The following is a 16,252-nucleotide window of genomic DNA, read 5'->3' on the forward strand; positions in this document are numbered from 1 at the left end:
TTTATTGCCGGATGGCGACGCGAAAAACATCCGAATCAACGACTCTGCTTACGTAACAGATAAATAAAGTACGGCGCACCGATAAACGTCGAGAGTATCCCCGCCGGGATCTGATACGGAAACAGCACCATCCGCCCGCACCAGTCGGCAAAGATGAGCAATAATCCTCCCGCCAGCGCCGACATCACAATATGCGGCATCGTTCGACGAAAACCTAACATCCGCGCGATATGCGGCGCCATCAGCCCGACAAAACTCAGTGGGCCGATTGTCATTGTGGCGGCAGCCGTCAGACTGGCTGCCAGCAGCAGCAGGCCAACCCGCGACGGTGTCAGCGCGATACCGACTGCACGGGCGGTATCACCGCCCAGCGGCAAAATCGTCAACCAGCGACGGCACAGTGGCGTGATCGCCAGCAGGATCGCCATCACCACCCCGGTATGCAGCACCTGCTGACCCGTCGCATTATAGGTCGAACCGGAGATCCAGGTCAGTACCCCGGCCATGCGCGGATCGCCGCTTGCCTGTAGCATCATCAGCAGCATGGTGAAGGCCGTGCTGAGCGCCATCCCGGCCAGCAGCATACGGTGGGGGGAGAACCCTCCCCGTCCGGCGGCAATCATAATGATCAACAGCGTGGCGGCAGCACCGAGACTCCCTGCGGGCAACAGCCAGCCAAACGCATCGCCCGGCACCAGAAACAGCATCAGCACAACGCCGAACGCCGCGCCGGAGCTGATCCCCAGCACCTCAGGACTCGCCATCGGGTTCCCGGTCAGCCGCTGGATGATACACCCCGCCACCGCCAGCATCACCCCGGCGATCATCGCCGCCAGAATGCGCGGCCAGCGCCAGGGCATCAGTTCTTCCAGTTGCACGCCGCTGGCCCAGCTCCAGCCCTGCGCGCCACGCCCCAGCGACAGCGCGACATATGCCCCGATTAACAGCAGCACGCCGCCGATCAGCGCATAACCCAGCACATGCTGACGTTCCGTCGTCACCCGGTCGCTGACGTTCATGTCCGGCGCGCTCATACTACGCAGGCGCGGTAGCAGCCACAGCAGCAGCGGTGCGCCGATCAGTGCCGTCACAGAACCGGTGGACACTTCCATCCATACGCGGGTCAGCCAGAGAATAACCTGATCGGACAGCCACAGAATCAGCGCCCCAATCAGCGGAGCCAGCATCAGGCGCGCCAGCAGACGACGCGCGCCCAGCATTTTCGCCAGCAGCGGCGCAAACAGACCGATAAAACCGATAATCCCTACCGCATTGACCAGCAGCGCGCTAAGTACAATCGCCAGCGTCAGCGCCGCCAGACGCGCCAGCGACAGCGCCAGCCCTAAGTTGCGCGCAACGCCATCATCCAGCCCCATCAGGGTTAGCGGGCGCAACAACAACAGAGTGAGCATGACGCCGCCCAGCAGTTGCGGCCACAGATGCTGCACACCGCCCCAGTCAGTTTGCGTCAACGTTCCGGTACTCCACAGGAACATGCTCTGCAACTGATCGTGGTGAAAGATGACTAACAGTTGGTTGATGGCCCCGCAGTACAGACTGACCACCAGACCGGCGAGGATCAGCGTGACGGGAGAAAGTCGTTTTCCCCAGGCGACGCCAAACACCAGCGCCCCGACAATACAGGCGCCCGCCAGAGCGGCAAACTGCCCGGCCATCACGCCCGGTATCGCCCACAATGTCGTGACCGTCATCCCTAACTGTGCGCCGGTCGCCACGCCCAGCGTAGTCGGTTCGGCCAGCGGGTTACGCAGCACCTGTTGAAAGAGCACGCCAACCAGACCCAGCCCGGCCCCAACCAGCAGGGAGATCACCAGACGAGGAAGAAGGCTGTAATGGAAAATCATCTGCTCGATGACGTCGATATCCGGTGACCACAGCGCCTGCTGCCACTGGGTACGCGGCAGCGCAACGGTGAAATTCGTCCAGGTTAACCCTACGGCGACGATAAACAACAGCGCCAGCAATAACGCCGGGAAACGTGCAATACGTTGACTCACGCCTTGCCCCCCAGCGCATTATCCAGAATACGGACAAAATTCATGGTCGACAGTGTGGCGCCATAAAACCACACGGGCGGTACGCGCTGGAAACGCCCTTCACGTACGAACGGCATCGCCTGCCAGAGCGGCGTTGCCATCAGCGTGGCCATTTCTTTGTTATTCCCATGATCAAAGCAAAGCACATCGGCATCTTTGTAGGCTGCAAGGCGATCGATCCCGACCACCGTACTGCCCCAGAAATTGGTTTCTCCCTGCCAGGCGTTGCGAATCCCGTATTCATCCAGCACGTCCTGGAACAGGCAGTTCGGGCCGAAAACCAGCATATGGCGAGGATCGAGGAGAGTGATCAACAGCAGCGGGCGCTCTCCGCGCTGCACAAAGCGCGATTTCCGGCTGGCAATAAACTGGTCGTATTCCGCCAGATGTCGCTCAGCCGCAGATTCCAGATTCAGCATCTGCGCCATATCGATCAGAGATCGACGCGCCACGGCTAAGGGCTGTTTGCCATCGCTGAAGTTGAAGCCACGTCCGGGCGCAATTCGCGCCAGCGTTTCGGGAGAAGGGCCGTACCCTGTCGACCAGAACATATAGGAGGGTTTCATTTCGGTCAGCAGCTCAAGGTTCGGCTCAGTGCGTAATCCGACATCAATCACCGACGCAGGCAGCGGCGGTTCATTCACCCACAGGCGGTAGTTAGGAATGTCTGCCACGCCATAGGGCGTCACGCCAAGCGCCAGCAACAGCTCGACCGGCAGCCACTCCAGCGCCACGATACGATGTGGATCGACAGCGGCCGCGCGCGCCGGTTTCATCTGCCAGAGCAGCGGGGAAAGTGCCATCGCCGTTAATAAACGACGACGTGTTATGTGGTGTAAGCCGCTCATCAATACACAAAACTCACAGGTGCAGCGCCTGCCGGATGCGGCAGGATCCCCATCGGGATGCCATAAATACGTTCCAGGGTTTCGCTACGCATTAGGTCGGCGGGCGTTCCCTGGGCAATCATTTCGCCCCCGCGCAAGGCGACTAAGTAGTCACAGTAGCGGGCAGCCATGTTGATATCATGCAGCACAGCGATCACCGTCAGGCCACGCTCCTGGCTGAGTCGATGAACCAGCGCCAGCACATCCACCTGGTGGGCAATATCCAGCGCCGAGGTGGGTTCATCGAGCAGCAGACAGCGACTGTCCTGCGCCACCAGCATCGCAATCCACGCGCGCTGACGTTCACCGCCGGAAAGACTGTCGACCAGACGATGCGCCAGGGGTTTTAACCCTACCAGCGCGATCGCCTCTTCCACTTTTTCTCTGTCCGCGACGCCAAAACGGCCCAGCGCCCCGTGCCACGGATAGCGACCAATCGCCACCAGTTCACGTACGGTCATCCCTTCCGCCTGCGGCAACTGCTGCGGTAAATACGCCACCTTACGGGCAAACGCTTTGCTGTTCCAACTGTTCAGCGGTTGCGCATCGAGCAGGATATCCCCTTCTGACGGCGGCTGATGGCGACCCAACATTTTTAACAACGTGGATTTACCTGAACCATTGTGACCAATCAGGCCAGTCACTTTACCGACGGGAAAAGTTAACGACAGAGGGTGCAGAAGCGTGCGACCTGGCACGCGAAAGGAGACATCACGCAGTGCAAACGTGGTATCGGGATGATGAGTCTGTTCCTGCATAGCGGCCAACTTGTAAAGCGGGCACGCAATGCGTGCCCAAAGAAAAATTAGAAACGGAAGGTTGCGGTAGCAACGACCTGACGTTCCGCGCCCCAGAAGCAGCCATAGGTGTTAAAGCAGCTGGCGACGTATTCGCGGTCAAACAGGTTGTTGACATGCAGCGCGACGTTGGAACCTGCCATGCCAAGGCGTGCCAGATCGTACCGAACCAGCGCATCCACCAGGGTGTAGCTGCCGACTTTAAAGGAGTTAGCCGGATCGCCATAGCTGGAGCTGGTATAGCGAACGCCGGTGCCCAGAGTCAGACCGGAAAGCGGGCCGTCAAACATCGTGTAATCGCCCCATAGCGACGCCATATGTTTTGGCACCTGCGCCGGGGTGTTGCCTTTGTAGTTGGTGTCGGTGGTGTATTCCGCATCCGTATAAGTGTAGGAACCGACCACGTTAACGCTGGCAGACAGCGCCGCTTTTGCTTCCACTTCAACGCCGCGTGAACGAATCTCACCGCCTTCAACCGAGAAGAACGAACCGTTAGGATCGGCCATCAGGTTGTTGGTTTTGGTCAACTGATAGACCGCACCGGTGATCACGATCGGACGATCGTTCGGGACATATTTCACGCCCGCTTCGTACTGCTTGCCTTTAGACGGCGCAAAGATGCTGCCGTTCGCGCCCACGGTAGAAGCCGGTTCGAACGACTCGCTGTAGCTGAAGTACGGAGTCACGCCGTTGTCGAACAGGTAGTTTACGCCGCCGCGCCAGGTAAACTCGTTATCATTACGCGAGTGCTGAGTATTCGCTTCACGATCCAGAGTATCCTGCTGCGCCCAGTCATAACGTCCGCCCAACGTCACCAGCACTTTATCCCACTGCATCTGATCCTGGGCGTACACGCCGGTCTGCTTCTGCTTGTTCAGCACGCGATAGGCGGCGCCAGGCCCTGGATGGGATCCGAAGTCGAAATCACTGCGATCAAGGTTGTAGATGTCAGATGGCGCAACTGAACCAGCCCAGCCAAACCAGGAGTCGATGTCGTTACGCATACGCATAAAATCAACGCCGGTCAGCAGGGTATGATCCAGAGAACCGGTCGCAAACTTGCTTTGCAGTTGGGTATCCACAGAGAAGTTCTGCAGTTTTTCGTTATCATCCACATACTGACGGGTCAGCGTATGCCCCCACTGTGACTGCGGTACGCTGGCGCAAGGGCTGGTGCTCGGGTTGCTCGAATAGAGCGGATCGGAACACATGCCGTAACCATATACACTGTTCTGCGACACTTTGTTTTCCGCGTAACGCAAGTTCTGACGCACGGTAAACGTATCGTTGAATTCATGGTCGAAGCTATAACCGACCATCTTCTCATTACGAGAGTAGGTATTGTTTTTCGCGCCTTCGTTGAAGTCTGTCGACAGACGCTTACCGTTCGGCAGCGTGCTGACAGTCCCCTCTTTCGGCAGCCAACCGTAGTAACCGGTCTCAGGTTCGTTCTGGAAGTAGGACAGGAACGTGAAGTTGGTTTTGTCATCCGGACGCCAGCTAAAGGACGGCGCAATAGCATAACGCTGTTCTTCCGCCCCCTGCTGCTGCGCATTCGCCGAGCGAGCCAGACCTGTTAAGCGATAAGAGTAAACGCCGTCGTCATCCAGCGCATCGCTGAAGTCAAAACCGGTCTGGAACAGGCTGTTAGTGCCCATTTTAAACTGAACTTCTTTCAGCGGCTCGGTGGTTGGACGCTTGCTGACCATGTTCAACAAACCGCCTGGGTTGCTCTTACCGTACAGAACAGAAACCGGCCCACGCATCACTTCCGCGCGTTCCAGCATATAAGGATCAATCACCGCATCGTTGTAAAAGTTCCCCTGCATCTTCAGGCCATTCAGATAGTTATTCTGGCTTTGGCCGTCGGCAGCGAAACCGCGAATGATCAGGTAATCATAGGTGTTAGATGCGCCACGCGTGCCCACGGCAACGCCTGGGGTATAGCTGAGCGCCTCTTTCACGGACTTCGGCTGGTGTAGCGCCATCTCTTCGGCAGTCACCACAGAAATAGACTGGGGAACTTTCTGAATCGGGGTATCCGTTTTGGTCGCGGTGGCTGACTGGCGTGCCGCGATGGTTGCCGCCGGTCCCCATGCACTTTCCTGCGGAGCAGGAGCCGCAGTGACGGTGATAGTGTCTTCTTTTTTCGGTTCAACCGCCGCCTGTGCATAGACAGACATGCCGCTAACCGCTGTGGCTACTACGACTGCAATTTTACGCAGCGAGTGTTTTGGCTGAGCAGTTTTTTGACGCGCCATTGGTATATCTCTGATGGAAAGTGAATGATAACGTAAACGAGAATTATTATTATGACGGCAGAATAATATTCGAAACGCGGCCGCGATAGCAAGCGATACGCGTCCCTACCAAAACTGAGGGGTTAAGAAATATCCAGATGAAAAGAAAGGGTTAAAAAAGAAGCCGGAAATGTTTCTGTGAAGCCATTGCCGGACGGCGGCGAAAACCCCTTATCCGGCCTACCAACCAAAAACCTGCATGAGCCGGTAGGCCGGATAAGCGAAGCGCCATCCGGCACGGCGGTTAGTTACCGCCAAACATATCCTTAATCCATCCCGCCACACCATCGCTGTCTTTCTTCTCTTCCTTCGGCGGCTGTTGCTGCGGTTGCTGTGGCTGAGAAGATTGATCGAACGGGTTCCCGGTCGGCTGCTGCATCATTTCGCCCTGCTGGCAGAGCGAGTCGGGATCGGAGGTCCAGACTGGCAACGTGCGCATACCGCCACTGCAGACAAAGTTGCCGTCATAGTCGACGCCCATCTCCGCAATATCTTCCGGTGGCGTCAGCGTGAGCGGCGTTGGCGTCTGGTTAGCCAGATAGCGCTGATAAATCGACATCGCCCCGCTCGCCCCGTACAGCTTCGTCGGCTGGTTGTTATCGCGACCCACCCAGGTGATGGTCACCTGACTACCGTCAATACCGGCAAACCAGGTATCGACGTTGTTGTTGGTGGTCCCGGTTTTACCCGCCAGATGCAGATTCGGGTACTTCGCGCCCAGCTGACGACCAGTACCACGCTGCACCACCTGCTGCATCGTCCACAGCGTCATATAGGCGGCCTGCGCCGGAACGGCACGCTCCGCCTGCGGGAAGCTCTGATACAGTACAGTGCCGTCTTCAGCGATGACCGAACGCAGCGCGGAAAGCGGCGCACGATTACCGCCGCTGGCGATCGTCTGGAACGCCTGTGCCACTTCGATCGGCGTCAGGTTCAGTGCCCCCAGCAGCATAGCCGGAACCGGATGCAACTGCTCTTTCGGCACGCCCAGCTTCAGCCAGGTGTCGGTGACAGCCGGCAAGCCAAGCGCCATCCCCAGATTGACCGTCGGCACGTTCATAGAACGCGTCAACGCATCCACCAGCATCACTTTTCCGCTTTCGCTGTAGCGACGGTCATCGTTCTGCGGCGACCACACCTGGCCGTTTGGTTGACGCAGCGCAATCGGCGCATCGGCAATCCAGGTGTTCAGGCGATAGATTTTCGGCTGGCTCAGCGCGGTCAGATAGGTTGCCGGTTTGGCCAGTGAACCAATCGAGCGACGTGCCTGCATCGCGCGGTTATAGCCTGCAAACTGCGGCTCAGCGCCGCCGACCATAGCGCGGACTTCGCCACTGAAGCGGTCTACCACTACAATCGCCGTTTCAAGATCGCTCAGTTTGCGCTGTTTCTTCAGTTCCGGAATGCCATCAACGGCGGCTTTCTCAGCGGCATCCTGGGCGACAGAGTCAAAGGTGGTGAAGATCTTCACGCCGGAGAGATCTTTTACTTTATCACCCAGCTTCGCCTGCAACTCCTGACGCACCATCTGCATAAACGCGGGCTGTGGTGAGATCACCCCACCGCGCGGCTGCACGCCTAACGGACGCGCGCTCAGCATGTCGTAGAGTTCCTGATCGATCACCTGTTGTTGTTGCAGCAGGCGCAGCACCAGGTTACGACGTTCAAGCGCCAGTTTCGGGTTGCGCCAGGGGTTGTAGATTGAGGCCCCTTTCACCATCCCTACCAGCAGCGCCTGCTGATCAAGGCTCAGTTCCTCTACCGGACGACCAAAGTAGTACAGGCTCGCCAGCGGGAAGCCACGGATCTCATTATCACCGCTCTGACCGAGATACACCTCGTTCATATACAGCTCAAGAATACGATCTTTGCTGTAGCGCGCATCCATCAGCAGCGCCATATAGGCTTCGTTAGCCTTACGCCAGTACGAACGTTCGCTGGAGAGGAACAGGTTTTTCACCAGCTGTTGGGTCAGGGTACTTGCCCCCTGTACCGTGCGTCCGGCGGTCAGGTTTGCCAGCACCGCGCGACCGATGGAGTACAGACTCACCCCGTCATGTTCATAGAAATGACGGTCTTCCGTCGCCAGCAGCGTATCCACCAGCAGATCCGGGAAGCCACTACGCGGGACAAACAGACGCTGTTCACCGTTTGGCGACGACAGCATGGTAATCAAACGCGGATCGAGACGGAAGAAACCGAACTGGCGGTTGTTGTCCATGTTGACAATGGTATCCAGGCGGCCACCATCGAACGTCAGACGCGCGCGCACCTGACCCTCCTTGCTGTCCGGGAAATCAAACGGACGGCGGATCATCTCAATACTGTTCGCCTGCACGGTAAACTCGCCAGGACGCGTCATTTTGCTGACCTGACGGTACTGGGTGGCTTCCAGCAGCTTAACCATTTCGTTTTTGCTGACCGACATCTCCGGCTCAAGGTTGACCATCCGGCCATATACCGCCGCCGGCAACTGCCAGACTTTGCCATCGATACGGCTACGGATTTTTTGATCCAGATAGACGCCGTAAATGGCAAGCAGTACCGCAAAAACAATCGCAATTTTCAGCAGCAGCCACAACCAGCCGCGCTTACCACGAGGCTTACGCCCTTTGCCTTTACCTTTACGCGGCATCGGTTCTTCATCCTCATAGTCATCATCATATTCGTCGTCGTACTCATCATCTCTGAGTTGGCGACGGCTCACCTTTTGTTTCACCGGACGCGTGGGTTTCCCTTTGCGTCCAATTGGCTCGCGGTCATTCCCGGCCATGCTTTTTCTCCGCAACATTCAGGCGCAAAGGCCTGATTCTCTGTTCTTCCGTCAGAAGACAGAAGAAGAAATCTCTCAATTTTACTGCTCTTTTGCCGGATGCGGCATAAACGCCTTATCCGGCCTACGAATACTTTTTGGTTCGCCGCGTCGGCGCCGTGTTCGCCGGATCGTCCGGCCAGACATGTTTGGGGTAGCGCCCTTTCATCTCTTTTTGCACGTCGCGATACGACCCTTGCCAGAACGCGGCCAAATCCTGAGTAATCTGCAACGGTCGCTGCGCGGGGGATAAGAGCTCCAGCACCAGCGGCACGCGGCCCTCCGCAATAGTCGGCGTTTTGGCCTCGCCAAACATCTCCTGCATTCTGACCGCCAGCGCCGGCGGGTTATCTTCGTGATAACGAATGGCTATCCGACTTCCCGTCGGCACAGTGTAATGTGTGGGTAACGAACTCACCAGACGTTGCTGCAGGGAATAATCCAGTAATCCGCTCAATGCCTGGTGAACATCCAACGATTTCAGGCCGCGCAGCGAATGCACGCCGCTCATATGCGGCAGCAGCCAGTTCTCCAGCGTGGCCAGCAATGTCCTGTCGTCCACCGCAGGCCAGTCATACTCCGGCAGCCATTTCGCCGCACAATGCAGACGTAACCGCAGTTGTTCTGCCGCAGGCGTCCAGTTGAGCACGCTCAGGCCTTTATCGCGGATACCGTTAAGCATCGCCAGATGCAACTCGTCTTCAGACGGTTTTGCCAGCGGCTGGACTTTAACCGTCAGTTCGCCTATCCGCATTCTACGCCAGGCTTTCAGCGTCCCCTGCGCCTCATCCCACTCAATGGTATCAGACTGCTGTAGCAGTTCAGGACAACGCGAGATAAGCGCGTCGATATCGAGCGGCAGCGCCAGCAGGATCCGCGCATCCGGCGACGCGCTCCCCTGCAGCAACAGAGGCGCAATCAACCATTCGTGCCGCCCCAGCGCATCATCGACATCCAGCGCCGCGCCCATGCCGTTCGCCAGTTGATAACGCCCGTCCTGGCTGCGTCGACGCGCGATGCGATCGGCAAAGGCCTGGGCCAGTAGTGGGGCGATGCGCGACGCATCCGCTTCGCCGTTACGAACATTCAGACGTTTGAGAAGTTGCTGACTGCGCTGCTGCCAAGCAGGCTGATGGCGGGAAAACGCCACGCCCAGATCGGTATTGCCCATCCGCGGCGGCTCCTCAAGAATGGCTGCCAGCTTTGCTGCCGTAGCTGCATCGTCGGGCGTGGCAGCATTGACTAGCATCGCGGCCAGGCGCGGATCGTTACCCAACGCCGCCATTTTTTGCCCTATCGCACTGAGCTGCTCGCCATCCAGCGCGCCCAGCATGTGCAGTAATCGTTTCGCCGCCTGTACGTTGACGGCGGGTGGCAGATCCAGCCAGGTGAGTTGCGCGGGATCGCGACATCCCCACTGCAACAACTCCATCAGCAAACCGGAGAGATCGCTGTGCAACATCTCAGGATCCCCCTGTGCTGCCGCGCGTTCCGCCTGCTCTTTCGCCAGCAGATGCAGACAAATCCCCGGCTCCAGACGCCCGGCACGCCCGGCGCGCTGGGTCATTGAGGCCTGGCTAATGCGCTGAGTGATAAGCCGGGTCAACCCGGTTCGCGCATCAAACCGCGCCACCCGCTCCTGCGCGCAATCCACCACCAGTCGAATCCCCTCAATGGTCAGACTGGTTTCCGCAATATTGGTTGCCAACACAACTTTGCGCATCCCGTCCGGGGCCGGCAAAATCGCTTTGCGCTGATCGTTGAGCGACAGCGCGCCATACAGCGGACACAGCAGCACACCGCTGCCGACTCGCGTACTTAATTGCTCCTGTACGCGCAGGATCTCCCCGACACCGGGTAGAAACAGCAGCAGCGAGCCTGGCTCTCTGCGCAGCAGCTCGGCGCAGGCGACCGCCACGGCTTCGTCGAAACGCAATTGCGACGCCAGCGGTTGATAACGCCGCTCAACGGGAAAGGCGCGCCCTTCGGAAACGATCACCGGCGCATCCGGCAGGCACTGTTGCAGGCGATCGTTATCCAGCGTAGCGGACATGATCAACAGTTTGAGATCGTCGCGCAGCCCTTGCTGCACATCCAGCAGCAGCGCCAGCGCGAGATCCGCCTGCAAACTGCGTTCGTGAAATTCATCGAGGATAACCAGCCCAACGCCACTGAGTTCCGGGTCACGCTGGATCATACGCGTCAGAACCCCTTCGGTAACCACCTCAAGCCGTGTTGCTGGCCCGACGCAGGATTGTGCCCGCATCCGGTAACCGACCGTCTCACCGGGCTTTTCATTGAGCAGTTCCGCAAGCCTTTGCGCCACGTTTCGTGCCGCCAGACGACGCGGTTCCAGCAGGATAATCCGCCCTTCGAACCCTTTATGTGCCAGAAACTGTAGCGGTAACCAGGTTGACTTACCGGCACCCGTCGGCGCGCTCAGCAGAACCTGCGGCGCAGAATCCAGAGCGGTAAGCAATTCAGGCAGTACAGCGGCAACAGGTAACGACGTCACAAATGGCTCCAGAGGGTTAACATTCTTCACGCCGCATTGTAGCATCGCGTTAATTCATAACCGAGTACCTAAGATGTCTGAGCCGAAACGGCTGTTTTTTGCCCTCGAACTCCCCACCACCGTGCGCGAAGAGATAATACAGTGGCGAGCGGCGCATTTCCCCCCTGAAGCGGGGCGACCGGTCGCGGCCGAAAATCTGCATTTAACGCTGGCGTTTTTAGGCGATGTGAGCGCAGACAAACAACAGGCGCTGATCGCCCTTGCCGGGCGCATTCGCCAGCCCGGTTTTACGCTCAATCTCGATGATGCCGGGCAGTGGTTACGCTCTCGTGTGGTCTGGCTGGGGACGCGTCAGTCCCCACGTGGGCTGCTGCAACTGGCCAATATGCTGCGAGCCCAGGCGGCGCGCAGCGGTTGTTATCAGAGTCCGCAGCCGTTTCACCCTCACGTCACGCTGCTGCGCGATGCAAGCCATGCGGTGGCGATTCCGCCGCCGGGCTTTTACTGGTCCTTTCCGGTGACGGAATTTACCCTCTATGCCTCGACCTTTGCACGCGGTCGCACGCGTTATACGGAACTTCAGCGCTGGACGCTCAGCGACTAATTAAGGAAATGCGCGATGCAATTTACTCCTTCTCTCCAGCGCGCGACGCTGGTTCAGCGGTATAAACGCTTTTTAGCCGATGTGATCACACCTGACGGGACTGAACTCACGCTACACTGCCCTAACACCGGGGCGATGACCGGGTGTGCAACGCCCGGTGATACGGTCTGGTATTCGACGTCGGAGAATAGTAAACGCAAATATCCGCACACCTGGGAATTAACGCAAACCCAGACGGGCGCGTTAATTTGTGTGAATACGTTATGGGCTAACAGGCTGACGAAAGAGGCCATTGAACAGGGGCGAGTTTCAGAACTTTCAGGTTATTCCACGCTGAGAAGCGAAGTAAAATACGGCGCCGAACGGAGCCGCATTGATTTTATGTTACAGGCAGATTCGCGGCCTGACTGCTATATTGAAGTGAAATCGGTAACGTTAGCGGAAAAGGATTTTGGTTATTTTCCCGATGCCATCACTGAACGAGGTCAGAAACATCTTCGGGAACTGATGAGCGTAGCGGCTGAGGGCAAACGCGCAGTGATTTTCTTTGCCGTCCTGCACTCCGCCATTACACGGTTTTCACCCGCGCGCCATATTGACGCGAAATATGCGCAACTATTGTTCGAAGCACAGCGTAAGGGGGTAGAAATTCTGGTTTATAAAGCGGAACTTTCTGCCGATAGTATGACTCTGATAGAGCCATTAACTGTCACTTTATAGTGTTGTAAACAATTGGTTATTTAGTATTCTGGTCGCGTGCGCAAATACGCTTTTCCTCACAGGGTTGTCAAGTGTTACGTTTAGTTAATTGCTATCCGGAAAAGCATCTGCTATTTATAGCGACCTGATTTTTCCCCCGAACATGGGGATCGATAGTGCGTGTTAAGGAGAAGCAACATGCAAGAAGGGCAAAACCGTAAAACATCGTCCCTGAGTATTCTCGCCATCGCTGGGGTGGAGCCGTACCAGGAGAAACCGGGCGAAGAGTATATGAACGAAGCCCAGCTGTCGCACTTCAGGCGTATTCTTGAAGCATGGCGTAATCAACTTAGGGATGAAGTCGATCGCACCGTTACTCATATGCAGGATGAAGCTGCCAACTTCCCGGACCCGGTAGACCGTGCCGCACAGGAAGAAGAGTTCAGCCTCGAACTGCGTAACCGTGACCGTGAGCGCAAACTGATCAAAAAGATCGAGAAAACGCTGAAAAAGGTTGAAGACGAAGATTTCGGCTACTGCGAATCCTGCGGTGTGGAAATTGGTATTCGTCGCCTGGAAGCGCGTCCAACAGCCGATCTGTGCATCGACTGCAAAACGCTGGCTGAAATTCGCGAAAAACAAATGGCGGGCTAAGGCCTGGCGTTTGAAACGTTTACAACAGGCGGGGCTTTCCCCGCCTGTTCATTTTTACATAAAGATGACTGACTCACACTACATTGGCCGATTCGCTCCTTCGCCTTCCGGTGAACTGCATTTTGGCTCCCTCATTGCTGCGCTGGGCAGCTACTTACAGGCTCGCGCCCGTCAGGGAGTATGGCGAGTACGTATAGAAGATATTGATCCCCCTCGTGAAGTTCCCGGTGCCGCTGACACTATTCTGCGTCAACTGGAACATTACGGCCTGCACTGGGATGGCGACATTTTATGGCAGTCACAACGCCGTGACGCCTACCGCGAAGCGCTCGCCTGGTTATACGACCGGGGGCTGAGCTACTACTGCACCTGTACCCGTGCGCGGATCCAGAGCATTGGCGGAATATATGATGGTCATTGCCGTGAGTTACATCACGGGCCGGAACAGGCGGCGGTGCGGATTAAACAGCGGCATCCTGTCACCCGTTTTCACGATCGGCTGCGCGGAGACATTCAGGCTGACGAACGACTGGCGAGAGAGGATTTTATTATCCATCGCCGTGATGGGCTGTTCGCCTATAACCTGGCGGTGGTGGTGGATGACCATTTTCAGGGGGTCAGCGAAATCGTGCGCGGCGCCGATTTGATCGAACCGACGGTGCGACAAATTTCACTGTACCAGCAGTTCGGCTGGACGCCTCCCGACTATATTCATCTACCGCTGGCGCTCAATGAACAAGGCGCTAAACTTTCCAAACAGAATCATGCCCCTGCCTTGCCGCACGGCGATCCACGCCCTGTTCTTATCGACGCGCTACGCTTTCTCGGGCAACAGAGTGATTTGCCGTGGCAGGAGATGCGCGTCAATGAGATCCTGGCATCCGCCGTGGCAAACTGGACGCTTTCGACGATACCTGAATCGGCGATTGTAAATCCGGCATTCTCAAATACGTCGTGCTGAGCTATGATTAGCCGCTATTTTTACACAGCCAACGATTTGAACTGAATTCTGAATATTGTTTGACACTACCGAGGTGCACTATTTTTACCCGAGTCGCTAATTTTTGCCGCAAGGTGCTAAGCCGCGAGGAGAGCGAGGCCGAAATTGCCGTCGCCCGTCCGCGTATGACGGTCATCCCGCGCGAGCAGCACGCTATTTCACGCAAAGATATCAGTGAAAATGCCCTGAAGGTAATGTACAGGCTGAATAAAGCGGGATATGAAGCCTGGCTGGTTGGCGGTGGCGTCCGCGACCTTCTGCTCGGCAAAAAACCGAAAGATTTTGACGTCACAACCAATGCGACGCCGGACCAGGTGCGCAAGCTGTTCCGCAATTGCCGTCTTGTTGGCCGCCGTTTCCGTCTGGCGCACGTCATGTTTGGCCCTGAGATTATTGAAGTCGCCACCTTTCGAGGTCACCACGAAGGCAGCGAAAGCGACCGCACCACGTCCCAGCGCGGACAAAACGGCATGCTGCTGCGCGACAACATTTTCGGCTCCATCGAAGAAGACGCCCAGCGCCGTGACTTCACCATTAACAGCCTTTATTACAGCGTCGCCGATTTCACCGTTCGCGACTATGTCGGCGGCATGCAGGATCTGGAAGATGGCGTGATTCGCCTGATCGGCAATCCGGAAACCCGCTATCGCGAAGATCCGGTGCGGATGCTGCGCGCCGTGCGTTTCGCAGCCAAGCTCGATATGAAGATCAGCCCGGAAACGGCAGAGCCGATCCCGCGCCTGGCCACGCTGCTCAACGATATCCCGCCTGCGCGTCTGTTTGAAGAGGCGCTGAAGCTGCTACAGGCGGGCTACGGCTATGAAACTTATAAAAAGCTGCGCGAATACAGCCTGTTCCAGCCATTGTTCCCGACCATTACGCGCTATTTCACCGAGAATGGCGACAGCGCAATGGAACGTATCATCGCGCAGGTACTGAAAAATACCGATAACCGCATTCATAACGATATGCGCGTTAACCCGGCCTTCCTGTTTGCCGCGATGTTCTGGTATCCGCTGCTGGAAATGGCGCAGAAAATCGCCCAGGAAAGCGGTCTGGCCTACTATGACGCGTTTGCGCTGGCAATGAATGAAGTGCTCGATGAAGCCTGCCGTTCGCTGGCAATCCCGAAACGCCTCACGTCGCTGACTCGCGATATCTGGCAGCTACAGCTGCGCATGTCCCGTCGTCAGGGTAAACGCGCGTGGAAGCTGATGGAGCATCCGAAATTCCGCGCCGCATATGATTTACTCGCTCTGCGTGCTGAAGTGGAAAACAATGCCGAACTGCAGCGTCTGGCGCAGTGGTGGGGAGAATTCCAGGTTTCTGCGCCACCCGAGCAGAAAGGCATGCTGAACGAGCTGGATGAAGATCCATCGCCGCGCCGTCGTCACCGTCGTCCGCGCAAGCGTGCGCCGCGTCGTGAAGGAACGGCATGACCCTCGTTTATATCGCACTGGGCAGTAATCTGGCCTCTCCTCTGGAGCAGGTCAATGCTGCCGTCAACGCGATAGGCGAGATCCCCGAAAGCCAGATTGTCGCCATCTCTTCTTTTTATCGAACCCCGCCGCTGGGCCCGCAGGATCAGCCCGATTACCTGAACGCCGCCGTGGCGCTGGAAACAACGCTCGAACCAGAAGCCCTGCTCGACCACACCCAGCGCATCGAACTCCAGCAGGGCCGGGTACGCAAGGCCGAACGCTGGGGACCGCGCACGTTAGACCTGGATATCATGCTGTTTGGCGATCGCGTCATCAACAGCGAACGCCTGACCGTGCCGCATTACGATATGAAAAATCGCGGTTTTATGCTCTGGCCGCTGTTCGAAATCGCCCCTGACCTGCACTTCCCTGACGGTACCTCACTGCAACAGAGACTCACTCATCTTGGTGCAGAAAAACCCGCACACTGGTAATGGCCCTCACCT

The 16,252-nt window shown here is 57.2% G+C and carries 12 protein-coding genes; 6 read left to right on the forward strand and 6 right to left on the reverse strand.

The annotated features are described in order from the left end of the window. Positions 1 to 35: 35 nt before the first annotated feature. The 6 genes from fhuB to hrpB all read right to left on the reverse strand — a co-directional run bounded on the left by fhuB (position 36) and on the right by hrpB (position 11,368). A complete protein-coding gene (gene fhuB / locus C2U53_RS04120) occupies positions 36 to 2,018 on the reverse strand; it encodes a Fe(3+)-hydroxamate ABC transporter permease FhuB (protein WP_104445654.1) in 1,983 nt (660 codons plus the stop codon). Next, entirely contained in the window at positions 2,015 to 2,905 is an 891-nt protein-coding gene (fhuD, locus tag C2U53_RS04125; protein ID WP_042997881.1) for a Fe(3+)-hydroxamate ABC transporter substrate-binding protein FhuD, read from the reverse strand. Before fhuD ends, fhuB begins: the two co-directional genes overlap by 4 nt. Continuing rightward, positions 2,905 to 3,702, reverse strand: coding sequence for a Fe3+-hydroxamate ABC transporter ATP-binding protein FhuC (fhuC, locus tag C2U53_RS04130; protein WP_044255394.1), 798 nt, complete (start codon positions 3,700 to 3,702; stop codon positions 2,905 to 2,907). The genes fhuD and fhuC overlap by 1 nt, the downstream gene beginning before the upstream one ends. A gap of 47 nt (positions 3,703 to 3,749) precedes the next feature. Continuing rightward, positions 3,750 to 6,002, reverse strand: a complete 2,253-nt coding sequence (gene fhuA, locus C2U53_RS04135) for a ferrichrome porin FhuA (RefSeq protein ID WP_042997883.1) — start codon at positions 6,000 to 6,002, stop codon at positions 3,750 to 3,752. Positions 6,003 to 6,285: 283 nt separating this feature from the next. Then, positions 6,286 to 8,814 carry a bifunctional glycosyl transferase/transpeptidase gene (mrcB, locus tag C2U53_RS04140; protein WP_044255398.1) on the reverse strand — a complete coding sequence of 843 codons (2,529 nt, stop codon included), beginning with the start codon at positions 8,812 to 8,814 and terminating at the stop codon, positions 6,286 to 6,288. A 124-nt stretch (positions 8,815 to 8,938) separates the two neighbouring features. Further along, on the reverse strand, positions 8,939 to 11,368 hold the full coding sequence (gene hrpB, locus C2U53_RS04145; RefSeq protein ID WP_104445655.1) for an ATP-dependent helicase HrpB: 2,430 nt from the start codon (positions 11,366 to 11,368) through the stop codon (positions 8,939 to 8,941). Positions 11,369 to 11,441: 73 nt separating this feature from the next. Here hrpB and thpR point away from each other — a divergent pair, with 73 nt between their 5' ends. The 6 genes from thpR to folK all read left to right on the forward strand — a co-directional run bounded on the left by thpR (position 11,442) and on the right by folK (position 16,240). Continuing rightward, positions 11,442 to 11,972, forward strand: coding sequence for an RNA 2',3'-cyclic phosphodiesterase (thpR, locus tag C2U53_RS04150; protein WP_090049133.1), 531 nt, complete (start codon positions 11,442 to 11,444; stop codon positions 11,970 to 11,972). Between the two features lie 15 nt (positions 11,973 to 11,987). Beyond that, positions 11,988 to 12,692, forward strand: a complete 705-nt coding sequence (gene sfsA, locus C2U53_RS04155; protein WP_042997887.1) for a DNA/RNA nuclease SfsA — start codon at positions 11,988 to 11,990, stop codon at positions 12,690 to 12,692. 177 nt (positions 12,693 to 12,869) lie between these two features. After that, complete coding sequence (gene dksA, locus C2U53_RS04160; RefSeq protein ID WP_003829221.1) at positions 12,870 to 13,325, forward strand: RNA polymerase-binding protein DksA; 456 nt, start codon at positions 12,870 to 12,872, stop codon at positions 13,323 to 13,325. 64 nt (positions 13,326 to 13,389) lie between these two features. Beyond that, on the forward strand, positions 13,390 to 14,286 hold the full coding sequence (gene gluQRS / locus C2U53_RS04165; protein ID WP_104445656.1) for a tRNA glutamyl-Q(34) synthetase GluQRS: 897 nt from the start codon (positions 13,390 to 13,392) through the stop codon (positions 14,284 to 14,286). 80 nt (positions 14,287 to 14,366) lie between these two features. Further along, positions 14,367 to 15,764: a polynucleotide adenylyltransferase PcnB gene (pcnB, locus tag C2U53_RS04170; RefSeq protein ID WP_205685287.1), complete on the forward strand. Its 1,398-nt coding sequence runs from the start codon at positions 14,367 to 14,369 to the stop codon at positions 15,762 to 15,764. After that, complete coding sequence (gene folK / locus C2U53_RS04175) at positions 15,761 to 16,240, forward strand: 2-amino-4-hydroxy-6-hydroxymethyldihydropteridine diphosphokinase (RefSeq protein ID WP_042997889.1); 480 nt, start codon at positions 15,761 to 15,763, stop codon at positions 16,238 to 16,240. Before pcnB ends, folK begins: the two co-directional genes overlap by 4 nt. Positions 16,241 to 16,252: the final 12 nt, after the last annotated feature.

This window comes from Citrobacter sp. CFNIH10 (assembly GCF_002934585.1).
In the GTDB taxonomy this organism is placed as follows: Bacteria; Pseudomonadota; Gammaproteobacteria; order Enterobacterales; family Enterobacteriaceae; genus Citrobacter_A; species Citrobacter_A amalonaticus.